Source organism: Corynebacterium pacaense (assembly GCF_900169525.1).
In the GTDB taxonomy this organism is placed as follows: Bacteria; Actinomycetota; Actinomycetes; order Mycobacteriales; family Mycobacteriaceae; genus Corynebacterium; species Corynebacterium pacaense.
In genome coordinates this window covers 470,708-494,355 of record NZ_LT821240.1, presented here as the reverse complement: position 1 = coordinate 494,355, position 23,648 = coordinate 470,708, and the positions used below count along the sequence as shown (strand labels likewise).

General features: G+C 64.6%; 22 protein-coding genes and 1 riboswitch. Of the genes, 11 read left to right on the top strand and 11 right to left on the bottom strand.

What is annotated here, in order from left to right; genetic code table 11:
- Nucleotides 1-36 precede the first annotated feature (36 nt).
- The 4 genes from B7E02_RS09405 (at nt 37) to B7E02_RS09390 (ending at nt 4,215) form a co-directional block, all read left to right on the top strand.
- Nucleotides 37-819, top strand: a complete 783-nt coding sequence (locus B7E02_RS09405; RefSeq protein ID WP_080795353.1) for an electron transfer flavoprotein subunit beta/FixA family protein — start codon at nt 37-39, stop codon at nt 817-819.
- Nucleotides 820-833: 14 nt separating this feature from the next.
- Entirely contained in the window at nt 834-1,787 is a 954-nt protein-coding gene (locus B7E02_RS09400; protein ID WP_080795349.1) for an electron transfer flavoprotein subunit alpha/FixB family protein, read from the top strand.
- A gap of 6 nt (nt 1,788-1,793) precedes the next feature.
- Nucleotides 1,794-2,912: a cysteine desulfurase family protein gene (locus B7E02_RS09395; RefSeq protein WP_080795346.1), complete on the top strand. Its 1,119-nt coding sequence runs from the start codon at nt 1,794-1,796 to the stop codon at nt 2,910-2,912.
- A 112-nt stretch (nt 2,913-3,024) separates the two neighbouring features.
- Nucleotides 3,025-4,215 (top strand): HNH endonuclease signature motif containing protein, encoded by a 1,191-nt coding sequence (locus B7E02_RS09390; protein ID WP_143336724.1) that lies wholly within the window; start codon nt 3,025-3,027, stop codon nt 4,213-4,215.
- Here the strand turns inward: B7E02_RS09390 and B7E02_RS09385 are convergent.
- Nucleotides 4,212-5,042 (bottom strand): spermidine synthase, encoded by an 831-nt coding sequence (locus tag B7E02_RS09385; RefSeq protein WP_425429793.1) that lies wholly within the window; start codon nt 5,040-5,042, stop codon nt 4,212-4,214. The two genes, B7E02_RS09390 and B7E02_RS09385, sit on opposite strands and share 4 nt — an antisense overlap.
- Before the next feature lie 133 nt (nt 5,043-5,175).
- Here B7E02_RS09385 and mnmA point away from each other — a divergent pair, with 133 nt between their 5' ends.
- Together mnmA and B7E02_RS09375 are read left to right on the top strand one after the other, a co-directional pair.
- Complete coding sequence (gene mnmA, locus B7E02_RS09380; RefSeq protein ID WP_080795338.1) at nt 5,176-6,273, top strand: tRNA 2-thiouridine(34) synthase MnmA; 1,098 nt, start codon at nt 5,176-5,178, stop codon at nt 6,271-6,273.
- Between the two features lie 5 nt (nt 6,274-6,278).
- Entirely contained in the window at nt 6,279-7,262 is a 984-nt protein-coding gene (locus B7E02_RS09375) for a uroporphyrinogen decarboxylase/cobalamine-independent methonine synthase family protein (protein ID WP_245802241.1), read from the top strand.
- Here B7E02_RS09375 and B7E02_RS09370 read toward each other — a convergent pair.
- Both B7E02_RS09370 and B7E02_RS09365 read right to left on the bottom strand, forming a co-directional pair.
- Nucleotides 7,259-8,677: a DHA2 family efflux MFS transporter permease subunit gene (locus tag B7E02_RS09370; RefSeq protein WP_080795333.1), complete on the bottom strand. Its 1,419-nt coding sequence runs from the start codon at nt 8,675-8,677 to the stop codon at nt 7,259-7,261. The genes B7E02_RS09375 and B7E02_RS09370 overlap by 4 nt on opposite strands.
- Nucleotides 8,656-9,351, bottom strand: a complete 696-nt coding sequence (locus tag B7E02_RS09365) for a 3'-5' exonuclease (RefSeq protein ID WP_080795331.1) — start codon at nt 9,349-9,351, stop codon at nt 8,656-8,658. The genes B7E02_RS09370 and B7E02_RS09365 overlap by 22 nt, the downstream gene beginning before the upstream one ends.
- Nucleotides 9,352-9,425: 74 nt before the next feature.
- Here B7E02_RS09365 and ligA point away from each other — a divergent pair, with 74 nt between their 5' ends.
- The gene (gene ligA, locus B7E02_RS09360; protein ID WP_080795327.1) at nt 9,426-11,492 is read left to right on the top strand and encodes an NAD-dependent DNA ligase LigA; all 2,067 of its coding nucleotides are present in this window, start codon (nt 9,426-9,428) and stop codon (nt 11,490-11,492) included.
- A gap of 44 nt (nt 11,493-11,536) precedes the next feature.
- On the opposite strand, the gene B7E02_RS09355 is transcribed toward ligA, so the two are convergent.
- Nucleotides 11,537-12,199 (bottom strand): ACT domain-containing protein, encoded by a 663-nt coding sequence (locus tag B7E02_RS09355; RefSeq protein WP_080795324.1) that lies wholly within the window; start codon nt 12,197-12,199, stop codon nt 11,537-11,539.
- 145 nt (nt 12,200-12,344) lie between these two features.
- Here B7E02_RS09355 and gatC point away from each other — a divergent pair, with 145 nt between their 5' ends.
- Complete coding sequence (gene gatC / locus B7E02_RS09350) at nt 12,345-12,644, top strand: Asp-tRNA(Asn)/Glu-tRNA(Gln) amidotransferase subunit GatC (protein ID WP_080795322.1); 300 nt, start codon at nt 12,345-12,347, stop codon at nt 12,642-12,644.
- 2 nt (nt 12,645-12,646) lie between these two features.
- A complete protein-coding gene (gatA, locus tag B7E02_RS09345; RefSeq protein ID WP_080795319.1) occupies nt 12,647-14,140 on the top strand; it encodes an Asp-tRNA(Asn)/Glu-tRNA(Gln) amidotransferase subunit GatA in 1,494 nt (497 codons plus the stop codon).
- On the opposite strand, the gene B7E02_RS09340 is transcribed toward gatA, so the two are convergent.
- The 6 genes from B7E02_RS09340 to B7E02_RS09315 are packed head-to-tail and all read right to left on the bottom strand — an operon-like array spanning nt 14,141 to nt 20,306.
- Nucleotides 14,141-15,412 (bottom strand): MFS transporter, encoded by a 1,272-nt coding sequence (locus tag B7E02_RS09340; RefSeq protein WP_342743709.1) that lies wholly within the window; start codon nt 15,410-15,412, stop codon nt 14,141-14,143.
- Complete coding sequence (locus B7E02_RS09335; protein ID WP_080795315.1) at nt 15,390-16,169, bottom strand: ABC transporter ATP-binding protein; 780 nt, start codon at nt 16,167-16,169, stop codon at nt 15,390-15,392. Before B7E02_RS09335 ends, B7E02_RS09340 begins: the two co-directional genes overlap by 23 nt.
- Nucleotides 16,166-16,984 carry an ABC transporter ATP-binding protein gene (locus B7E02_RS09330; protein ID WP_080795313.1) on the bottom strand — a complete coding sequence of 273 codons (819 nt, stop codon included), beginning with the start codon at nt 16,982-16,984 and terminating at the stop codon, nt 16,166-16,168. Before B7E02_RS09330 ends, B7E02_RS09335 begins: the two co-directional genes overlap by 4 nt.
- Nucleotides 16,965-17,834 carry a nickel transporter permease gene (nikC, locus tag B7E02_RS09325; protein WP_080795310.1) on the bottom strand — a complete coding sequence of 290 codons (870 nt, stop codon included), beginning with the start codon at nt 17,832-17,834 and terminating at the stop codon, nt 16,965-16,967. The genes B7E02_RS09330 and nikC overlap by 20 nt, the downstream gene beginning before the upstream one ends.
- On the bottom strand, nt 17,831-18,784 hold the full coding sequence (locus B7E02_RS09320; protein ID WP_080795308.1) for an ABC transporter permease: 954 nt from the start codon (nt 18,782-18,784) through the stop codon (nt 17,831-17,833). The genes nikC and B7E02_RS09320 overlap by 4 nt, the downstream gene beginning before the upstream one ends.
- Entirely contained in the window at nt 18,774-20,306 is a 1,533-nt protein-coding gene (locus B7E02_RS09315) for an ABC transporter substrate-binding protein (protein WP_080795306.1), read from the bottom strand. Before B7E02_RS09315 ends, B7E02_RS09320 begins: the two co-directional genes overlap by 11 nt.
- Before the next feature lie 200 nt (nt 20,307-20,506).
- Nucleotides 20,507-20,685: riboswitch (cobalamin riboswitch) on the bottom strand.
- Nucleotides 20,686-20,780: 95 nt separating this feature from the next.
- Here B7E02_RS09315 and B7E02_RS09310 point away from each other — a divergent pair.
- Both B7E02_RS09310 and B7E02_RS09305 read left to right on the top strand, forming a co-directional pair.
- Entirely contained in the window at nt 20,781-22,175 is a 1,395-nt protein-coding gene (locus tag B7E02_RS09310) for an IS30 family transposase (protein WP_218672372.1), read from the top strand.
- A 167-nt stretch (nt 22,176-22,342) separates the two neighbouring features.
- Nucleotides 22,343-23,200 (top strand): siderophore-interacting protein, encoded by an 858-nt coding sequence (locus tag B7E02_RS09305; RefSeq protein ID WP_080795303.1) that lies wholly within the window; start codon nt 22,343-22,345, stop codon nt 23,198-23,200.
- Here B7E02_RS09305 and B7E02_RS09300 read toward each other — a convergent pair.
- Nucleotides 23,197-23,511 (bottom strand): hypothetical protein, encoded by a 315-nt coding sequence (locus B7E02_RS09300; protein WP_179129746.1) that lies wholly within the window; start codon nt 23,509-23,511, stop codon nt 23,197-23,199. The two genes, B7E02_RS09305 and B7E02_RS09300, sit on opposite strands and share 4 nt — an antisense overlap.
- Nucleotides 23,512-23,648 lie beyond the last annotated feature (137 nt).

The window sequence follows — 23,648 nt, the reverse complement described above, 5'->3', positions numbered from 1 at the left end:
ATGTTGTGAGAAATGTTGTGAGAAAGGTGAGTGTGGATGTCCACAATCGTGGTGCTGGTGAAAAGTGTTCCCGACACCTGGTCCAGACGGACCCTCGAAGCTGATTTCACCCTGGATCGGGTGGGCGTCGACGAGGTGCTCGATGAGATTAATGAGTTTGCGGTCGAGCAGGCGCTCCGACTGAAGGAGGCCAATCCCGGCTACCGCGTCGTCGCCCTGAGCGCGGGCCCCACCTCCTCCGAGGAGGCGCTGCGCAAGGCCCTGGCGATGGGCGTCGATGAGGCTGTCCTGCTCACCGATGAGGCTCTGGCGGGATCCGATCTCCTGGGAACGGCCTGGGCGCTCAACAACGCAATCAACGCGGTGGGGGAGGTCGAGATCGTGGTTGCCGGTGCCGCGTCCTCGGACGGCGCCACCGGCGCACTGCCGGGAATCCTCTCCGAGTACCGCGGGCTTCCCGCACTGACCAACCTGTCCTCGGTGAACATCGAGGGCAGGGACATCCTCGGGCAGCGAATCGACCACTATGGTATCTACGAACTCCAGGCGCCGTTGCCGGCGATCATCTCGATCACGGACAAGGCGGACAAGCCCCGTTTCCCCAATTTCAAGGGGATGATGGCGGCGAAGAAGGCGCAGATCCGGCACCTGTCCCTGGCCGATGTGGGGGTATCCGCCGAACAGGTTGGACTCGCGCACGCATCGACCGCCGTGACCGCGGCCAGCCAACGACCGACGCGCACCCAGGGTGAGATCATCGCCGCCAATGGAGCGGCGGAGAAGATCGCTGACTTCCTCGCTGCCGAGAACCTGATCTAGAGGAGTAAGGGACTATGACAAACGCATATGTACTGGTGGAGCAGATCGAGGGCCGCGTGGATCCCGTCACGGTGGAACTGATCACCGCCGCGCGGGTGTTCGGCGAGGTCACCGCGGTGGTCGTCGGCGAACCCGATACCGCCACCGCGGTCGCGGCCGATCTCGGTGCCATCGGGGCCGACGATGTTGTCGCCGTCGAGGTCACCGGTGTGTACAACCGGCTGATCCTGCCGGCTGTGGATGCCCTGCACATTCTCGCCGCGCAGAGCCCGGCACCCATCATCATCAGCGCCAACGCCTCGGGAAATGAGATCGCGGGTCGGCTCGCGGCCCGGCTCGCCTCCGGCGTGCTCATCGACGTCGTCGGCATCAACGCGGACCGCACCGCCGTGCACTCCATCTTCGGTGACACCATCGAGGTCTCCGCCGCGGTCGGTGGTGCCGCCCCGATCTACACCCTGCGTGCGGGAGCGGTGGAGGGCGTCGAGGTCGCCTCCACCGCACGTCTGGCAACCCTCGACATTCCCGTCGCCACCGCGAAGGATGTCACCGTCAACCGCTTCAGCCCCTCCACCAGGGGCGATCGCCCCGAACTGCCGGCCGCCAAGGTGGTCATCGCAGGGGGTCGCGGTGTGGGAAGTGCGGAGAACTTCGGTGAGGTTCTGGAGCCGCTCGCCGACGCCCTCGGAGGCGCCGTAGGTGCCACCCGTGACGCAGTTGATCTGGAGTACTACGACGGTGCCTACCAGATCGGTCAGACCGGAGTGACCGTCTCCCCGGATGTCTACATCGGGCTCGGCGTATCGGGAGCGATCCAGCACACCTCCGGCATGCAGACCGCGAGGAAGATCATCGTCATCAACAATGATGAGGACGCCCCTATCTTCCAGATCGCCGATCTGGGTGTCGTGGGTGACCTCTTCGAGATCGTGCCCCAGTTGATCGAGGAGATCAACAAGCGTAAATAGGTTCACATGAACTCCTCCTATCTCGACCATGCAGCCACCACGCCGATGCGGCAGGTGGCTGTTTCGGCATGGCTGGAGCACGCGGGTGCGCGAAATCCCGCGAGCCAGTACGGCTCCGGGCGTCGCGCGAGGAGTGCGCTCGATTCTTCGCGTGAGCAGATCGCCTCGCTGCTCGGATGCGAGGCCATCGAGGTGATCTTCACCGCCTCCGGGACCGAGGCCGATAACCTGGCGGTCCAGGGGCTCTATGCGGGATCGACCTCAACGCGGGTGGTATCAACCCCGATCGAGCATCCCGGGGTCCTGGAGACGCTGAAGGCACTGCCCGGTGCGGAACTGGAGATGCTTCCGGTCGGTGCCGACGGTCGCGTGTCATCCTTCGACCTGCTCGCCGCCCCCGCCGCACTGGCCACCATGATGTGGGCGAACAATGAGACCGGTGCGATCCAGCCCATCGCGGAGTTTGTCCGTGCCGCCGGCCCCACCCCGACGCATGTCGACGCGGTGCAGGTGGTGGGGCATCTGCCGGTGCGCTTTGATGAGCTCGGTGTGACCACGTTGGCGGCCTCCGCACACAAGTTCGGTGGCCCCAGGGGGGTGGGGCTGCTGCTGGCCCGACGCACGCCGGCGCCCTCGGCCGTGCTGCACGGTGGTGGGCAGGAGCGTGGAATCCGCCCGGGGACAGTCGATGTCGCCGGTGCCGCGGCCACCGCGGCCGCACTGGCCGAGGCGGTGGCGGAGATGGAGGCGAGGGCCGCGAGGGTGAGAGGCCTCAGGGACCGACTCCGCCGTGGGATTGTGGAGCTTGTCGACGACGTCGTGGTGCACACCACCGAACCTTCACTGCCCGGCCACGTCCACCTGTCCTTTCCCGGGGCGGAGGGCGACAGCCTGATCATGCTCTTTGATTCCCTCGGTATCGAGGCCTCCACGGGGTCGGCATGTTCCAACGGCGTCAACAGGGCAAGCCATGTCCTCCTGGCGATGGGGGTCAGTGAGGCGGATGCCCGTGGTGCGATCCGCTTCACCCTAGGACACACCACCACCGCCGCGGATGTGGACGCCGTTCTGGCCGTCATCGCCGACGTGGTGGCCAGGGCCCGCCTGGCAGGGCTGGCATTCTAAACTCTGTTCGAGTGGATTTCTGGACTGGGTAGCAGGTGGGGGCCGATTCCATAATCGAACAGGTGTTTGATCTGACGTGGTGGGATATCTACCGCGGTGCGTAGCGTGTGTGATGACAATAGCTGGAACACATGTCGAGGGGGCGGCCACCTTGTCCGTACAGGTCTACTTTTCCCATCAGGATCCCACCAATGCGCAGTCATTCGTCAATGTTGACATCAACAAATCCATCTACCACCAGTGGCGGTATCTGCTCGACAATGACGAGCACGACGCGGATTCCCTGGTCGGTGAACTGCTGCGGGTGACGGGTCAGTCAAGGCAGGAGATCACCCGGGCGATTCAGGCCATGCATCTGGTGGCACACATGCCGAGGTTGAAAGAGCTGGTCGAGACCAAGTTCCACGTCACCATCACCTATCTCTCCCGTATCATGAAGGCCGTTTCCCAGGGGGACAGGTCGATCTGGACGATCCTGGAAGGGCGGATCGTCGATCGGTTGACCCCCAGGGTGGCCGGGGAGGAGATGATCCAGGCCAGTGACCTTGCGGAGTTGATCACCAAATGGATCAAGGAACTCGATCCCTCCTTCGCGGCGAGGAGGCCACGGAGCGAACGGGATGGAGAATACCTGGAGTTTGACACCCGCGACGGGGTGACGCGCATCCGGGGACGGCTCGCGGCCGTGGATGGCAGGCGACTTGCCGATACCCTCAGGACAGTTGCGAGGGGGAAGCTGACCCTGACGCAGGCGCTGCGCTCCTTCCTCGATCAGAAGGCCCCGGTGCAGGTCACGCAGTACATCTATACGCCCAGAACGCACGGGACCTCATGGATGCCCGGAGTCGGCCATCTGGCGCCCCTGCTCGCCGCGGAGCTGGTGGCCAGACTGAAGAAGGTGGTGGACCTGGATGGAATGGAAAAAGCGGTTGAACCCCGGTACCGACCGAGCGAGAAGATGCGAGCCGCGGTGATGGCACGCGACGGTCACTGCCGCTTCCCCGGATGCCGGGTTCCCGCCGACCGTTGCCAATTGGATCACGTGGTGGCATGGGCCGCGGGCGGGCCGACCGCGATGTGGAACCTGGTGTGCCTGTGCCAGCACCACCACAACATGAAATCCGATAAGAGATTCGTCTCGGAACTCAACGGCTGCGGGGAGGTGAGGTGGGTGGGGCCGATGAACCAACCGATTGTCACCCGGGCGGTCGGCCCCTTCGCGGAGCAGATGCCGACGGGTCTCTGGGGACAGACCCTGCGGAACAGAATGAACGCCTGGTGCGCGCGACGCCGTGACGCCTAGGCATCACGGCGGGGACGGGCCCCCGAAATGAATCGTCTGACCCAGGCATCGTCCCTGTGCTGTGCGGGCACCGCGCCGGACAGCAGCTCCCGTGTGATGTCACCGGTTCGGGCGTCGAAAAGCTCGGCGTCGGAGGCAAAGAGAATGATGTTTCCGTAGCGGCGTCCCTTGAGCATCGGTGGATCCGCGATCACCGCGGCGTGCGCGAAGACCTCGAGCATGCCGGCGAGCTCGGCCTTCGCACCCCGCAGGTCCGAATGGTCGCCACAGTTGGCCACGTAGAGACCGCCGGGTACCAGGCCGCGGTGGCAGTGCTCGAAGAACTCCACCGTGGTGAGGTCGTGCGGTGTCTCCGCACCGGCGAAGGCATCACGGATGATGATGTCGCGACTGGCGGGGACGAAGGATTCCGCGACGGTGCGGGCATCGTCGACGCGGATCTTCACCCGTGGTGACCTGGGTATGTCGAACCACTCCCTGGCAAGTCGTGCCAGCTCGCCGTCGAGTTCAACCACGGTGTTGCGCGAGGTGGGGTAGACATCGGCGAAGAAGCGCGCCATGGTGCAGGCCCCACCACCGAGATGGGTGATGCGCAGCTTTTCGGTGTCGAGGAGATCATCGGCGAAGGCTCTGGTGCCCACCGCGATCCAGCGCATGTACTCGAACTCGAGGATCCGGGGTTCGCCGACGACGATATGGGAACTGGGGACACCATCGACGCTGATCAGCCAGCCGCCGGGGTGGAAGCTGTCCTCCTCGAGCGTGATCACGCATTTCTCGCCGGGGTAGGTGCCGGCGACGGGGGAGGAGGACTGCCTGGAGGACACTGGTGTGGGTTTCCTTAAAATGCGGATGCGGTGGATGGTTTAGGGCTTTGCGGGAACACAGGGATACGCTATCGTGTTGAGACTTTAGAAGGGTCGCAGTGGTGGACACAACATTTTCACGCGAGGGGAGAACATGCGGGTTCTGGCAGCAATGAGTGGCGGAGTCGATTCCGCGGTGGCGGCGGCCCGGGCGGTCGCCGCCGGACACGAGGTGATCGGTGTGCATCTCGCCCTGTCCAGGGATCCGCAGACGGTGAGGGAATCATCTCGGGGCTGCTGCTCCCTGGAGGATTCCGCCGACGCCCGCCGCGTCTGCGACAAGCTCGGCATACCGTTCTACGTGTGGGACTTCTCCGATCGTTTCAAGGAGGATGTCATCGATGATTTCATCGATTCCTACGCCATCGGGGAGACCCCGAACCCGTGCCTGCGGTGCAATGAGAAGATCAAGTTCGCGGCCCTGCTCGAGCGGGGAATCGCGTTGGGCTTCGATGCCGTGGTCACCGGCCACTACGCCCGCCTGACCCAGCACACCGTCGGCGGCGACGGCTATCTTCGCCGTGGGGTGGATCCGAACAAGGACCAGTCCTATGTCCTCGGTGTTCTCGGTGCGCACGAGATTGAGCACTGCATGTTCCCGGTCGGGGACACCGTCAAGCCGGAGATCCGCGGGGAGGCGGCCGCCGCGGGCTTCTCGGTGGCCAAGAAGCCCGATTCCTATGACATTTGCTTCATCCCCGACGGCAACACCCAGGCATTCCTGGGCAGGCACATCGGTCTTCGCCCCGGGATGATCGTGGACCAGGAGGGTACCGCGCTCAGGGAGCACGCCGGAGTCCACGAGTTCACCATCGGTCAGCGCAAGGGACTTGATATCAAGACCCCAGCCGCCGATGGACGGCCCAGATACGTCACCGACATCGATGCCGCCACAGGAACGGTGACCGTCGGATCGCGGGAGAATCTCAAGGTGGGCACCATTCACGCAGACAGGCTGAAGTTCCTCCATCCGGCCATGGACGGCGAGATCGACTGCGAGGTCCAGGTGCGCGCCCATGGCGGTGTCGTCTCCTGCCATGCCAGCATCGACCGGAGCGCAGATTACATGGTGCTCAGGCTGAACGAGGCACTGACCGGTGTGGCCCGCGGTCAGGCTGCTGTGCTGTATCTCCCGGATCCCGGGGGCGATATCGTTCTGGGTTCCGGCACCATCTGCGGTACGGAGTCCTGACGGTGGTGGCCTACGGCCTTGGCGAACTGCCCGGGACCTCTATCGCAGGTGCCGCCGATGTGATCCAGGGTGAAACAGGGGAGTTCCCGCATGTGCCGCAGCTGCCGGACCGTGGACTGGGCGCCGACATGGTGGGGCGCACCATCGGGCTCCTGGACTCCATCAACGTCGATCGCGGACCCCGGTCATGGCGAATCAGCCCCCGTCCCGGCCGGTTCAGCCACCGTACCGGCGACCTCCTGGCACTGGATCTGGACACCTGCGAGGAGGTCTGGGGCGGTGCCCGGAGAATCAAGGCCCAGGTCGTCGGACCGTGGACCCTGGGCTCGAGGATTGAAATGTCCAACGGCCATCTGGTGCTCACCGACCGTGGTGCGATGCGTGATCTCACGGAGGCGCTGATCCACGGGATCCGCGCCCATGTCGCGGACCTGGGCAGGCGTTTCGACGCCCCCGTCAGCATCCAGCTCGACGAACCCGAGCTTCCCACGGTCGTCACCGGTGCCCTGTCGGGCACCAGCGACTTCGACCGGATACCAGCGGTGCCGGCCCCCGACGTCGCAGAAAGGCTCAATGAGGTCTTCGCGACGATCGATGTTGAGGACACCTACTTAAACCTGTGTGGTTCCGCGCCCCGGTGGGAGATTGCGCGCCAGTCCGGTGCCCGTACCGTCCAGGTCACCATGGACCGGATCGACGGGCACCGGCAGCTCGACGGTTTTGGTGAGACGATCTCCGGAGGGACCCGCATCGGGCTGGGAATCACCCGCCCCGGGGTGCAGGTCGACCAGCGTCTGGAGCGGCCGCACGCGCTGGTGGTGCAGGTGGAGCGCCTGTTCACCCGGGTGGGTGTGGATCCCCAACTGCTGGGGACCGGTGTTGATATTCACCCGCGCACGGGCATCGGCGGGGGAACCCTGGTGGATGCGGCCATGGCGTATCGGATGGCGCGGTGCGTGGCGGAAATGCTGGAGCGGGACCACATCTAGGAGACGCGTCTGGCCAGCAGGGAGGCGATCACTCCGATCAACAGCACCACCGCGGCGAGAAGAATGGCCTGTCCGAAGGCGGCGCCACCGGAACCGCTGGCAATCCGGAACTGGAGTACCGCACCGATCGCGGCGGCGCCCAGGACCGACCCGATCTGTCGCGTCGTGTTGAACACCCCGGAACCGGCACCCATGAACTTCAGTGGCAGCATCCGCATCGTCGACTGGGAGTTCGGTGCCCACACGAAGCTGTTGCCGATGCCCAGGCCAAACATCGGCAGCAACGCCCACCACATTGAGGCATCCAGGATCATGACCGTGGAGAGCCCGATGATGGACACCACCATCGCCGCGAACCCGAACGCCGCCAGGTGCCCGGGATGTGAGCGATCCACCAGTTTGCCCACCCACGGTGACAACAGCGCCGAGGTCAGCGCCTGCGGGATCATCATCATTCCGGCCTGCATCGGTTCCAGGCCATGGACCTGCTGGAAGTACAGCATGATGGGCAGCGGTGTACCGGCGACGGTGAACCCCATGGCGAGGATGCTGATATTGCCCAGCGAGAAATTCCTGATGCGGAACATCTCAAGGGGCACCAGAGGGTCGTTTCCCCTGGAATCGGCGCGGCCCTGTTGATGAATGAACCAGGCGAAGAAGCCCAGCCCCGCGGCCATCAGCAACCAGATCCACAGCGCCCATCCGGCACCCTCGCCCTCCTGGAGGGCGAAGACGATGGAAAAGACCGCGAGGATCGACAGGATCACCGACAGTGGGTCGAGGGGGCGCGTCAGGGGAGGGAAGTCGGGGACGTATTTCAGCACGGCCAGGATACAGGCGACCCCGATGGGCACGTTGATGAAGAACACCCACTGCCATCCCCAGGTCTGGGTGATCACGCCGCCGAGGATCGGCCCGGTGAGGGTGGCGAGTCCCGCCGTTGTTCCCCAGACCCCCAGCGCGGCTCCGCGGCGCTCGACCGCGAACATCCGGTTGATAGTGGCCATTGTCTGCGGCGTCAGCAGCGCGGCGCCGAGCCCCTGGAAGCCGCGGGCGATGATCAGTGTGGCCATACCCGGTGCGAAACCACAGGCCAGGGAACTCAGGGTGAACAGTGCCATGCCCACGGCATAGACATTCTTCGGCCCGTACTTGTCTCCGAGCCGGCCGGTGATCAGCAGCGGAACCGCGAACGCCAGCAGGTAGATCGAGGTGACCCAGATGACCTCGTTGTAGGAGGCCCCCATGTCCGCCTGGAGAGCAGGGGTGGACACCGCGACGATGGTCTGATCCAACAGGATCATGAAAAACCCGATACACAGCGAAACCAGTGCCGGCCACGCCTGCCTCTCCGGCAGGGGTATCGAAGGATAGTTTTTTTCCATTGTGTCCGCTACCTCGACTGCACTGGCCATGAGGTGTTCACCGTCGAATCATCCCTGCCCCTACCACGGAGATACTTGCGGAAGTCCACCTGTTTCTCGTAGTAGCCCACGGCCTGCAGCTCCATGAGCTCCTCACCGCTGATGGTGGCGAGATCGGGCCAGACCCGCACCTGTTTCCACGCGATCCGCGCCGCCGCCAGTGCATCGGAGGTTGCTTCGTGGGCGTTGCCCAGCTGCACCTCGTAATGCCGGCAGAGATCACCCAGGGTTCGTTTCCCCTTGCGGTAGGGGTCCCTGATCCTATCGATGGTGAAGGGATCGTAGACCAGTCCGTCGACGGTGAAATCCCCGGAGAGGGAGCGCAGGACGGTCAGATCATAGGGCGCGTTGTAGACGATCAGAGCCTGCCCCTTCGCCCACCCCTCCCGAATCCTTCTCAGTGTCTCCGCCAGCACCTGATCATGGGGTTGACCATGCTCCCGCGCATACTCGGTGGTGATGCCGTGGACGGAAGTGGCGCCCTCGGGGATCTCGATTCCGGGATCGGCGAGCAGCTCCACCGGTTCGGCGCCGGAGGCGCCGATGCTCACCATCGCCGAGGTGACGATGCGTGCCTCGAAGGGGTCTGCCGTAGTGGTTTCCAGGTCGAAGGACAGCATATTGGCGAGGTCGAGTCGGGCGGGGACGGGAGCTGGCGTATTCATGTCATCCAACACTAGACGCAGAGCCGGACGTCGGGTGCCCCCGGTGTCCACCCGAAGATCTAGAATCGGTAGCCGTGACCGAGAATCCTCCCGAGAACTTCGCCCAACTGCGCCGCACCTGGAATGAACTGGCCGAACAGGTCCGTTACCACCGTGATCTCTACTACAACGGTCAGCCGTCGCTGCCGGATTCCGACTTTGATGCGCTCTTCTCCCGCCTGCAGCGGCTCGAGGAGGAGCACCCCGAGCTCGCGGTGCCGGACAGCCCGACCAAAGAGGTCGGGGCCCCGGTTGCCCAGCAGTCCACCTTCGGCAACGTCGAGCATCTCCAGCGTATGCTCAGCCTGGACAATGTCTTCGACGAGCAGGAGTTGCGCGACTGGCTGGCCAAGACACCGTCACCCCGCTACCTCACCGAGTTGAAGATCGACGGACTCTCCATTGATCTGGTCTACCGCCATGGCCGACTCGCCCGTGCCGCCACCCGCGGTGATGGCCGGGTGGGTGAGGATATCACCGCCAACGCGATGGTGATCGGGGACATTCCCCACCAGCTGAAGGCGGCGGTGGACCATCCTCTTCCCGCGGTTCTCGAGGTCCGTGGAGAGGTCTTCATCCCCATCGGGGATTTCGCGGAGGTCAACGCCCAGCGGATAGCCGACGGCGGCAAGCCCTTCGCCAATCCCCGCAACGCGGCCGCGGGCTCGTTGCGCCAGAAGAACACCGAGGATGTGAAGAAGCGCCGACTTAGGATGATCTGCCACGGCATCGGGTACACCGAGGGATTCAGTCCGGCGACCCAGCACGAGGCCTACCTGGCGATGTCCGCCTGGGGACTCCCGACCTCGCCGTACACTCAGGCGGTGGAGTCGAGCGATGAGGTCGTTGCGCGCGTCAACTACTGGGCGGGGCACCGCCATGACGCCATCCACGAAATGGACGGACTGGTGATCAAGGTCGATGACATCGCTGAACAGCGGGCCTACGGGTCCACCAGCAGGGCGCCACGGTGGGCCATCGCCTACAAGTACCCGCCGGAGGAAGTGACCACGAAGCTGCTCGACATCCGCGTCGGTGTCGGGCGCACCGGGAGGGTCACCCCGTATGCGGTGATGGAACCCGTGTTCGTCGCCGGTTCGACCGTTTCCATGGCCACGCTGCACAATCCCTCCGAGGTCAAACGCAAGGGAGTCCTCATCGGTGACACCGTGGTCATCCGCAAGGCCGGGGAGGTCATCCCCGAGGTGCTCGGCCCCGTTGTGGAGATGCGCGATGGTAGCGAGAGGGAGTTCGTCTTCCCGGAGCGCTGCCCCGACTGCGGGGCGAAACTCGCCCCGGCGAAGGAGGATGACGCGGACTGGCGCTGCCCCAATGCGCGCAGCTGCCCGGGGCAGCTGTCGGCGCGGCTTACCTATCTCGCCGGGCGCGGCGCCTTCGACATCGAGGCACTCGGTGAGAAGGGCGCCCAGGATCTCATTCGAAGCGGCATTCTCCGTGATGAGGGGGCGCTGTTCAACCTCACAGAGGATGATCTGCTCAGATCCCAGGTATACACCACCCAGAAGGGCACGGTGAACGCCTCGGGCAAGAAGCTGATCAGGAACCTGGAGCAGTCCAGGAACACGGATCTCTGGCGCGTGATCGTCGCCTTGTCGATCAGGCACGTCGGCCCCACGGCCGCGCGTGCGCTGGCGGGGAGATACCACTCCCTTCCCGCTCTGATCTCGGCGCCGGTCGAGGACCTCGCGGAGACCGACGGGGTCGGCCCGATCATCGCGCAGTCCTTCAAGGATTGGTTCGAGGAACCCTGGCACCGTGACATCGTCGATTCCTGGGCCGCCTCCGGTGTGGTCATGGAGGAGTCGGCGGCCGATCAGGTGAAGCAGACCCTGGAGGGTCTGACGATCGTGGTTACGGGATCACTCGAGGGCTACACCCGTGATTCGGCGAAGGAGGCGATCATCTCCCGTGGCGGCAGGGCATCCGGATCGGTGTCGAAGAAGACCGACTTCGTTGTCGTGGGGGAGAACGCGGGGTCCAAGGAGGCCCGGGCACGCGAACTCGGACTGCGCATCCTCGATGAGAAGGGTTTTGATGAGCTGCTGGAAAACGGGGCGGGTAATCTTCCGCCCGCCGCCTGATCCCGTCACCGGCCAATCCCCACCTCGTCGGTTCGCGGTAAGGATCAGGACAGTATCGCTCCGACTATGGCGCCGAGATCGCCGAGGTGGTGGACCTCGCTGGCCAGGAACTCCGGTCCACCGGGACGGCCGATGACCAGGGCGAGGCCGTGCCTGCCGATCGGGGCGATGGCCAGTGCGGAGTCCAGCAGTGACCAGCTCTCCGGTACCCAGTCCTCGAACTCCGGGTTGAGCATGCGGGCGCCGGCGAGCTCGAGGAAATCGGGGACCGATCCGTCGTCGCTGGGGGCGGCCTGTGAGGCCGCGATTCTGGTCACCGGTCCACTGATATCGAGCACGAGGGCCCATCCGGAGGTCATGGTGCGGGGAATGACATCGACCAGGTTCTGCATCGCCTTGGCGGTGTCGTGCTTGTTGCCGGCCACGGCGGCCAGCATCTCGATCTGGCCACGCCGGTCGACCGTGCCGGAGAAGGGCCTGATCGAATCCACCTCGACGCCGCCGACCTCCTCGGCCGCCGTGATCAGGGTGTCGGCCATGATGTGCTTGGGCAGCGTCACCACCAGATCATCCATCACGGTCCCGTTCGGGAAGCGCTCGACCACGTCGACCGACTGGATATTGGCCTCCACCATCCCCAGGGCCTCAGCAAGCGTGGCCAGGCTTCCGGGAGTGTCGGACAGGAGGACACGGATCAGGAAAGACATGTCGAATGCTCCCTTTTCTTTTTGCGGATCGGAACACCTCGAGACTACCCCGCCCGGGCAACCCGGTGCCGGGTGGGTGCAGTAAGATTAGCCAGCAGATCAAGACCACATCATTTGTGACTAGCGAAGAGGATCGACAAACCAAGTGCCTGAGATTTCGCGCGACGAGGTCGCTCACCTTGCAAAATTGGCCCGGCTGGCCCTCAGTGAAGAAGAGCTGAAGCAGTTCGCCGGACAGATCGATGACATTGTCGGATACGTGTCCGCGGTGCAGAATGTTGACGCCGGGGGTGTTGAACCGATGAGCCACCCGCACAGCATCGCCACCACCATGCGTGCGGATGTGGTGAAAAAAACCCTCACCGCCGAACAGGCACTGGACCAGGCTCCCGCGGTCCAGGACGGCCGCTTCATGGTCCCGCAGATCCTGGGAGAGGGTGAATAGTCATGGGCAACAGCTTCCTTGTTGCAGGCTCGGATAACGAGCTGACCACGAAGTCCGCCGCTGAGCTGGCTTCGCTGATCCATTCCCGGGAGGTCACGTCCCGGGAGGTCACACAGGCCCACCTCGACCGCATCGACGCCGTTGACGGTGACATCCACGCCTTCCTGCACGTGGGCGCGGACGCGGCACTTGCTGCCGCGGACGGCGTCGACAAGCTTCTCGACGCCGGCGGGGCACCCGCCTCCGCACTCGCCGGTGTGCCACTGGCACTCAAGGATGTGTTCACCACCACCGACGCGCCCACGACGGCGGCCTCGAAGATCCTCGAGGGCTACATGAGCCCCTACGACGCCACGGTGACCCGCCGGATCCGCGAGGCGGGCATCCCGATCCTGGGTAAGACCAACATGGACGAGTTCGCCATGGGATCCTCCACGGAGAACTCCGCCTACGGACCGACCCACAACCCCTGGGACCTTGAGCGCACCGCGGGTGGCTCGGGTGGTGGATCCTCCGCAGCCCTCGCCGCCGGCGAGGCTCCGCTGGCCATCGGCACGGACACCGGCGGGTCGATCCGCCAGCCCGCGGCGCTGACCAGCACCGTCGGGGTGAAGCCGACCTACGGCACCGTCTCACGCTACGGCCTGATCGCCTGCGCCTCCTCCCTCGACCAGGGCGGACCGACCGCACGCACGGTCCTTGATACCGCCCTGCTGCACGAGGTGATCGCCGGGCATGACGCTTTCGACGCCACCAGCGTCGACCGCGCCGTCGCACCCGTGGTCGCCGCCGCCCGCGAGGGTGCAAACGGTGACCTCAGCGGGGTGCGCGTCGGTGTGGTCAGGCAGTTCGACCGTGAGGGCTACCAGCCGGGCGTGCTCGAGAATTTCCACCGGGCGGTGGACCAGCTGCAGTCACAGGGTGCGGAGATCGTCGATGTGGATTGCCCGCACTTCGATGACGCACTCGGCGCCTACTACCTGATCCTGCCCTGCGAGGTCTCCTCCAACCTCGCGCGTTTCGACGGCATGCGCTACGGCCTGCGCACCGGTGATGACGGCACGCACTCCGCGGACGAGGTCATGGCGCTGACACGCGCCGAGGGCTTCGGCCCCGAGGTCAAGCGTCGCATCATCCTCGGAACCTATGCACTCTCCGTCGGCTACTACGACGCCTACTATCTGCAGGCGCAGCGTGTGCGCACCCTCATCGCGCAGGATTTCGCGGCCGCCTACGACAAGGTGGACGTGCTGGTGTCCCCGACGACCCCGACCACGGCATTCAAGCTGGGGGAGAAGGTCACCGATCCCCTCGAGATGTACAACTTCGATCTGTGCACCCTGCCGCTGAACCTGGCGGGCCTCGCCGGAATGTCCCTGCCGGCAGGGCTCGCCGACGACACCGGCCTGCCGGTCGGCCTGCAGATCATGGCCCCGGCCTTCCAGGACGACCGCCTCTACCGCGTCGGCGCCGCCTTCGAGGCCGGTCGGTCCTAGCTAGGCCCGGATCCGCCTGGCGATGACCATGAGCGCCACCGCGGAGGCGGCGCTCATCCCCGCGAGCAGCCCCCAGGGCAGGGCGGCGGCGGGTTGTGCGGTGTCAGCGGCGTCGATAAGCATGCCCAGCAGCAACGAACTCAGGAGCACGGCGAGGCCGCCGAAGCTGTTCAGGAAACCGAAGTACGCTCCCAGGTTCCGCTCCCCGGCGAACACGCCCACCAGATCCCTGGCCACCGGGATGGCGATCATCTGGCCGAGGTGGAGCAGCGTGAGCATGCCGATCGCGGGGGCGTACGCCCAGATGCCAGGGAGCGGATTCAGCGGTGCCGACACCGCGAGCACGAGGAACCCGGCGGCGGTGACGCCGAATCCGATCCCCAGCACCCTGGATGTCGCCATGAACTGGAAGGTCGCCGTCACCGGCATCTGCAGGCACAGGATGAGCACGCTGGAATAGACGAACATCCACCCCAGTGCGTCCTGGTGGCCCACCGCTCTGGTCAGTTCGACCGGCAGGGACAGATACTGCTGGTTATAGGCCACGAGATAGGTCGAATACGCCACGGCGAAAACCAGGAACGCCCTGTTGCGCAGCACCGTGGCCCAGCCCGTGAGAACTGGGGTACTCGACTCGATCCGGACCGCGGGAATCACCAGCAGGTGGGAGAGGAACAGTCCGGTGAAGATCGCTGCGGCCACCCAGCAGGTGAGGGCGAAATCAACACTCATGAGCACGGCGCCGAGAATCGGGCCGATCAGCGCGCCCGCCCGGGAGAACATCGAATCGAGGGCGAAGATCTCCGCCCGGGTCGCGCGTCCGCTCTCCTCGGCCTCCCGTCCCGAATCTGCGAGGGCGGCCTCGGCGGCGGGGGAGAACAGCGCGGCCGCGACACCGATCAGGATGACCCCGATCATCAGGTCGACCGTGGAGCGGGAGAGCCCGGTGACGATGAAACCGATCACCCTGATCGCGATGCCGACGAGCAGCACGGGTTTGACCCCGAAGCGGTCCGTCAAGCCACCGCCGAGGAAGAACAGACCCTGCTGGCTGAAGGTGCGCAGACCCAGGACGAGTCCGATCATCGCCCCGCCGGCGGCAAGTGACTGGGTCATGTACACCGCAAGGAAGGGAACCACCAGGTAGAAGCCGATGTTGAACATCATCTGGGTGAGCAGGAGAAGTTGGACCGGGGGTGTAAGCCGAAGGAAGAGCGGAGATTGTCGCCGATCGGCCCCGGGGTCGACCTCAGATGCTGAAGAGGCTAACAAGCTGTTTGGTGTAGGGATCGCGATCCACCTCCTGAAGTTGTGCCGAATCAAAGGTTTCCAGCAGGTGGCCGTCTCGCATCACGGTCATCCGGTCGGCCATGAAGTACACCGCCGCCAGGTCGTGGGAGATGAACAGATAGGACACCCGCTTTGAATCCTGCAGGTCCTTGAGCAGGTTGAGAACCGTGGCCTGCACGGACACGTCGAGGCTGGCCGTCGGTTCATCGAGGATGATCAGGGACGGTTCGGTGCTCAGGGCACGGGCGATCGCGACCCGCTGCTTCTGCCCACCGGACAGATCGGCGGGGTAGCGGCCCAGGAGGGCCGCATCCAGGTCAACTATTCCCATCAGTTCCGCGGCGTAGTCCGTCAGCGTGCCGCCGCGACGATCGATGATCTCCGCGGCGCGCTCGGGGTAGCAGTGCAGGGGTTCGAGCAGGGAATCGCGAATCCGGAGCCGGGAGTTGAAGGAGGAGCTCGGGTTCTGGAAGACCATCTGCATCTCGCGCTGGGCTTTTCGACGCCGCCGTCGGCTCAGGGAGGTCAACTCCAGGCCGCCGAAATCAATACTTCCGGCGTCCATCTGCTCCAAACCCAGAAGACACCGGGAGAGGGTGGATTTTCCGCTTCCCGACTCCCCTACCAGACCCAGGCATTCTCCGCGTCGCACCGACAGCGAGACACCGTCCACGGCACGGTTTCCATCGCGGAAGGTCTTGGTTATCCCCTCACAGGAGAGAATGCTGTCCGTTGTCATGAAACCACCTTCTGATTGTGAACGGGCAGCCGCTTCTGGCGGATGTCGATCCGCGGGACGGCCGCGAAGAGATCCCTGGTGTAGGAGCGCTCCGGATGTGCCACGACCCCGGAGGTCTCCCCGGTTTCGATGACATCCCCCGAGCGCATCACGGCGACGCGGTCCGCGTGGCGGATGACGCAGCGCAGATCGTGGGTGATGAACAGGACGGAACAGCCGTGGCGTTCCCGCAGCGAGTTGATCAGATCCAGAACCGCCGCCTGCGTGACGGCGTCCAGGGCCGTTGTGGGTTCATCGGCGATCAGCAGCTGCGGGCTGAGCAGCATGGCGGTGGCCAGCGACGCACGCTGGAGCTGTCCGCCACTGAGTTGAAAGGGGTACCGCTCGGCGAAGACACCGCCGTCGAGACCGACCTCCTCCAGAGCCCCGTGGATCATCGAGGTGCTTTCCCGGGCGCCCACCCGGCGGTGGGCGCGGATTGCCTCAGCCATCTGGGTGCCCAGCCTGATAAAGGGCGTGAACGCCCCCTGGTAGTCCTGGAAGACATAGGAGATGGCACTCCCACGCAGTTTTCGTAGCTCGGCAGGTGAGCGGTGCAGGATGTCCTCTCCGTTCAGCGTGATGGCCCCGGCCTCCCTCCGGACTCCGCGGGGCAGGAGATCGGCGATGGCGAATGCCGTCATCGACTTCCCGCTGCCGGACTCCCCGACGATGGAGAGCCATTCCCCCTCGTCGACGTGAAGATCGATGCCGTGGACGAGGCCCTTTCCACCATTGGTGGAAACGCGCAGTCCTTCAACGTGCAAGCGCCGCATTCAACGCCTCCTTTTCCTTGGATTCCTCCCCCGTCTCCTCGGAGCCGCCGGCTCCCGAGAATTTCTCGGTCAGGCGGTCACCGACGATGTTTGCGATGAGCACGACGATGAAGATCGCCAGGCCCGGGGCCAGCATGAGCATCGAGGTCTGGGAGAAGTAGGTCCTTCCCTCCGACAGCATTGAGCCCCATTCCGGAGAGGGCTGCGGCACACCCAGTCCGAGGAAGGACAGTGAGGCAACCAGTAGCACCACCTTCCCGAGATCCAGTGCCGCCAGCGCCAGCATCGGGCCGACAGCGTGGGGGAACATGTGCTTGACAATGATCCTGGTGTTGCCCGCTCCGCTGATTCGTGCAGCCATCAGGTAGTCCTTGCTCTTCTCCTGGATGACCACACTGCGTGCGAGTCGGGCGTAGCCGACCCATTTGACCACCACGATGGCCAGCAGCAGGTTGAAGAATCCGGGGCCGAGGAGGCCGGTGACCACGATGGCGACCACATATTCCGGAAAGGCCATGAAGGTGTCCGAAAAGCGCATCAGGGTCCAGTCGGTGCGTTTTCCGATCAGTCCGCTGTAGAGCCCGATCGGTATGCCGACCAGGGCGGAGAGGAACAGTGCCGCCAGTGAGATTCCCACCGTGGTCTGGCCACCGGTGAGCACCCTGGACATCACATCTCGTCCCAGCTGATCGGTGCCGGCCCAGTGGTCGGCGCTCGGAGGCGCCAGGGCGTTGGTGAGATCCACGGCGAGCGGATCATGCGGTGCGAGCCAGGGGCCTGTGAGCACGACCACGGCGACTGCCACCGCGAGGGCCTCCGCCACCGGTAGTTTCCTGATATTAAATGTCACTGTCGCTCACGCTCCTTGAGACGGATGGAGGGGTCGATGAGGCGATTGAGGCCGTCCACCAGCAGCATGACAATCAGGATGGCGACTCCGACCAGAAGGACGAAGCCCTGTACGACGGCGTAGTCGCGGCGGGTGACCGCCTCGACGGCTAGTTTGCCCATTCCGGGCAGCCCGAAGACCACCTCCACGACCACCGAACCGGAGAGCAGGCTGCCCAGGCTCACCGCGAGCATGGTGACCACAGAGATCAGCGAGCCGCGGATGATGTGCCTGCGCACGATCTCGGATTCCCGCACACCGCGTGAACGCACCGCCCGGACGAAGTCCTCCTGGCTGACCTCGACGAAGCGATTGCGGAAGATCTTGATGAAGGGCGGCGCGATGGCGACGCCTAGGCAGAGGACGGGCAGTATCAGGCCCGTTCCCCCGTGCCAGCCGGAGGCGGGGAGGACCTTGATCCGCACCGCGAGGAGACTGATCAGGACCAGCCCCAGCCAGAACGTCGGAATGGAGGCCCCGAAATAGCACAGCCCCATGACCACACGGTCGACCCAGCCGCCGCGGTAGCGCGCGGCCAGGAAACCCAGGCCGAGGACGAGCACGGCGGTGAACAGCAGGGACAGACCCGCGAGGATGAACGTGGCGGGCAGGGCCTTGAGCAGTTCCTGGAGCACGGGCTCCCCGGTCATGGCGGAGGTTCCGAGATCCCCGTGGAGCAGGCCGGTCAGATAGTCCCAGTATCGGACGTGGAGTGGGTCGTTGAAGCCCATGTCATTGCGGAAGGCCTCGATCTCGGTTCGGCTCATTGCCACGTCGTCGACGCGGAGCAGAGAGAGCGCGGCGTCACCCGGGGCCAGGGCGACGATGAGAAAGGCCGCGATCGAGATCAGCCACAGGGTGACCACGAACTCCGCGAGGCGGCGGATGAACCAGGACAGGTTATTGTTCAATGTCCAGGTCCCTGGTGATCATCTGGAACTCGAACTCGTTGCTCGGCGTGATCCATCCGCTGACGGTCTTCTTGTAGGCGGAGGTCTCGAAGGGCGAGACGATGTAGGAGTTGTAGGACTGATCGCGGACGTAGACCGCGATGTCGCGGATCTGCCCGGCGCGGGACTGCGTGTCCACGGTCGCGTTGAAGGTGTCGATCATCGAGATCAGGGTCGGATCGTCGAGGCCACCGAAGTTCTGGGCACCATCCGGGAGGAAGGCTCCGTTGACGAAATAGGAGCCGTCACCGCGGGTCAGGGTGGCGAGGGAGTAGGTGGCGAGGTCCCAGTCGCCGGCGAGCAGGTACTCGTCGATGTTGTCCGCGGTGTCAATGGTCATTTCAATTCCGAGCTTCGCGGCATTGGCCTGGACCGCCTGCGCTATCTGGGGCAGCTCGGGACGGGCGACATAGGTGCCCACCTTCAGGGTGACCGGCGCCCCGTTGCGGGTGACCCGGCCGTCGGTGACATCGAGTCCGGCCTTCCTGAAGTGCTCCAGGGCCTTGTCGGTGCTGAAACTGATGTCCTCCAGCGGCGGCGAGAGCGGCGAACCACCGGGCATCGGGTTGTCCGTCACCGCCGCATTTCCGTGCAGAATCGTCCCTGCGATGGCCTCGCGGTCGACGAGGGCGTTGATGCCGCGGCGGAACTCGATGTTGTTGAACAGATCTGAATTGGCACCGCGGTAGTTGTAGATCAGGTGGTACACCCTGGCGCCGGGAACTGCGTCGACGGTGAAGTCCGAATCTTTCTCCAGCGCATCGAGGCTCTCCAGGGACGGCCGGTAGATGACATCGGCCTGTCCCGACTGGAGGGAGAGCAGCCGGGTGTTGGCGTCCTCATTCGCGGTCATCGTCACCGAGTCCAGCTTCGCCTTTCCATCCCAGTAGTCCTCGAAGCGTTCCAGCTCCGCCGCACCCGTGGTGTTGAAGGAGGTGAACCTGAAGGCGCCGGTGCCGATCGGATACTCGGTGGAGGCGGCGACATTGGTGATCACTGTGTTGTAGTGCACCAACTGGGATGGAAGCGAGGCGTAGGGCTCCGAGGTGGTGATCTTCAGTGTGTGCCCCTCCGCCTGCATCTCGGCGATCTTCAGGGCCGCTGCCATGCCGGGATTGACGTCGATGCTGTGCTGCAGACTCGTTCGAACCGCCTCGGCGTCCATGGGGGTTCCATCATGGAAGCTGACGCCCTCGCGGATGGCGAAGGTCCAGTGGATGCTGTCCTCGGAGGACCAGTCGGTGGCGAGCCAGCCGTAGAGTTCATTGGTCTCGGGGTCGAGTCCCACCAATGTCTCCGTGGTGCCCGAATTCAGGATGAAGCTGGTGTGGTTGACATGCGCGTCGGTGCTGTTGGCCGGGTACACGGTGACCAGGTCGAGATGCTTGGAGCCCGGGCCTGCCCCGCTGTCCTCGACCGCGCCGCAGCCTGCGAGTAGCAGAGCGCTGGCCACCAGCCCCGCCGTAAAACGGATGATCTTCATTTCGTGATCGCTTTCTTGCCGATCCGGCGCTCCGAGGCACCGGAAACTTCGATGACCGCCCCCGATCGGGGATGATCACACGGACAGCGCATCACCATCGCGGAGAAGAGGATCCGGGAGGCACGGCGGAGGGGACACGGGCCCGGGAGGGTCGACGTGTCCTGGCGGATCCGTGCGCCCAGGCCCCATGCTCCGTGGGGTGGCGCGAACACATCTCGGTAGTTCTCCTGGCTCCAGTTCATCGCGGGATTTCAGTCTTCCCAGCTAGTAGCCAGTGACCTCACGTGAAATCCGCTCCCTGATACAGTGGCGGGACCGCTCCGGCATCGCACCGGATTCTCTGTTATGCCCGTCAGGGCACCGAGAGTGCTGTATTCAGTTGTCGCCGGACGGTGCCGGGGCACCATTCAGACTTCTGCTAACTCGGCGGATTCAACTGGTCGTCGCAACACCTCGATGACATGGAGGTGTGTGATGCTACGTCGTCAGGCGGATGCGGATCGAGCGGTGCGACAACCGATGCGCTCTCCGGGGCGCCCGCCCCCGCGACGTGAGGTCGAGCGGGCATTCTGGGTACAGATCGCTGATGGGCTTACGAGCGAGGATGCCGCGGTTGCTGTTGGTGTGTCAGCACCGGTGGGTACGCGGTGGTTTCGCCATGCTGGAGGTATGCCTCCACTAGATCTTGCTCCAGCTGCTGGCCGTTATCTCTGCTTTGCTGAGCGTGAAGAGATCGCGCTGTTACACGTTCAAAATGTCGGCGTCCGTGAGATCGCCCGACGACTCGGACGCGATCCCGGGACAGTCTCCCGGGAACTGCGGCGAAACGCCGCGACCCGTGCCGGGGAAGTGGAGTACCGGGCTTCCGTTGCGCAGTGGAAGGCCGAGTCTGCGGCCAAGCGGCCCAAACAAGCGAAACTGGTGACCAACACCGCGCTGCGTGACTATGTGCAACAACGCCTTGAGGGCAGCGTCAGTCTGCCGGACGGGACGGTAGCTCAGGGGCCCGATGCACCGCGTTGGAAGGGACGAAACAAGCCACACCGAGAGGACCGTCAATGGGTCACGGGTTGGAGCCCGGAACAAATCTCGCACCGGCTGAAAGTTGATTTCCCTGATGATGGTGCCATGCGGATCAGCCACGAAGCGATTTACCAGTCACTGTTCATCCAGGGGCGCGGCGCACTCAAGCGCGAGCTCGTCACGTGTCTACGCACTGGTCGAGCGCTGCGGAAACCACGACGGCGTTCACGGAACAAGCCACAAGGCCATGTCACAGACGATGTCGTCATCTCCGAGCGTCCCGCCGAAGCGGCGGACCGCGCGGTGCCTGGACATTGGGAGGGGGATCTGATCATCGGCACACACCAGTCCGCGATCGGCACGCTCGTCGAGCGCAAGAGCCGCTCTGTGCTGCTGGTGCACCTGCCACGACTTGCAGGCTACGGGCAGCAGCCGCGAGTGAAAAACGGGCCGGCCTTGGCCGGCCACGGCGCGACCGCGATGGCTGATGCGCTCACCCGAGCAATCACGGATCTACCGCAGCAACTGCGTAAGACGTTGACCTGGGATCGAGGCAAGGAGTTGGCAGAGCATGCCAGATTCGCGTTCGAGACCGGCACCACGGTGTTTTTCGCTGATCCGCACTCGCCTTGGCAGCGGCCCACGAACGAAAACACCAATGGGCTGCTGCGACAGTACTTCCCCAAGGGCACCGACCTGTCGAGATGGGGTGCTGACGATCTCGCCGCGGTCGCGTACACGTTAAATAACCGGCCGAGGAAAGTGCTCAACTGGAAAACCCCAGCCGAGGTATTCACAGAGCAGCTACCATCGGCCCAAGAACCTGGTGTTGCGACCACCGATTGAATCCGCCCTCTAATCCATGGTCCCCAGTGCTCCACCTCCCCGAGGTGTGTTCACCCCCGTGGACGGGGTTGGAAACCAACTTCCGACTGCCTCCGCCACCTACTTTCTGCTTAATGTAGGCTTACCTTTTCACCTTTGAGAAAGACCATGGAACACGAGGAGCATCAATGACCACACCCGAAGTCCGATCCGACCGGCGCCCGAGGATGTCACCGAAGAGTGCGGAGGTCACCTCCATCATGCGGATTTCGCCGGATCTGATCCGCCTGGGCTTCGACTGCCCCGGAATCATCGGTGCGGACCTGCCCTTCACCGATCACTACGTCAAGATTCTGTTCATCCCGCAGGGCGCGGATTACACCTGGCCCTATGATCTCGCCGAGATCCGGGACTCCCGCCCCCGGGATCAGCACCCGGTGACCCGGACCTACACCTTCCGCCACGTTGACACGGTCAGCGGTCACTTTGACATTGATTTTGTCACCCACGGGGATCAGGGGCTCGCGGGGCCCTGGGCGCAGCGCGCGGAGATCGGGGACACCCTGGTCTTTCTCGGACCCGGCGGAGCCTGGTCGCCCTCGCCCGAGTACGAACACTTCGTCCTCGCCGGCGATGAGGCCGCCGCCCCGGCGATCTTCGCCGCACTGGAGGCCCTTCCTCAGGGTGCCACGGCCACCGCCTATGTGGAGATCTCCTCAGAGGACGCGCTTTTCGACGCCCCCCGCTCGGCATCCGTCGACGTGGTGTGGGTGCCGCGCAACGGTGCGACCCACGGGACGCGGCTCATCGAGGCGGTGCGCGCAGGTGGCTTCCCGGAGAAGCGGACCTCATGGTTCATTCACGGTGTGGCGGAGATGATCAGGGAGACCCGCCGTTTCCTCTTCGTCGAGGGGGCCGTGGACAGGTCCGATGTATCCATCTCGGGCTACTGGCGCCTGGGGATGACGGAGGACCAGTGGCAGGCCTCCAAGCGCGACTTCAACGAAGAGAACGAGGCGGAGGAACGGGCCGCCTCGCGGGCCTAGCGGGAATCGGAGAGCAACCAGGCGGCCGTGGCCGCACCCGCGGTGGCGCCGAGTACCGCGGGCCAGGCGCCGATCTTCTTCGCCAGGGGATGGGACAGCCCGAACGCGGCGACATAGGTCGCGGTGAGGGCCGCTGCGGTGACCGGGCCCCTTCGGGCGTTCCAGCTGCGTGCGGCCAGCGCACCCGCCGCGACGAGCGGGATCGTTCCCAGCGGGCGGATCCCCGATTCGCGGGCGGTCAACCATCCGCCAATGAGTCCCGCCGACACCACGGTGGCGGTGCTTACCCTGTCTGCGCTCTTGAGCTTCATATTCACAGCAGCCGAGTCTAGCGCGAAGTCCCTGCGGGAATGTGCACAACGCCACATGCCCGATCGGACCCGGAATGTTCCGGTGCAAAAGTCCTGCGTGCCGGCAGTGAATCCGGCCACACACCGCCATCGTCGGC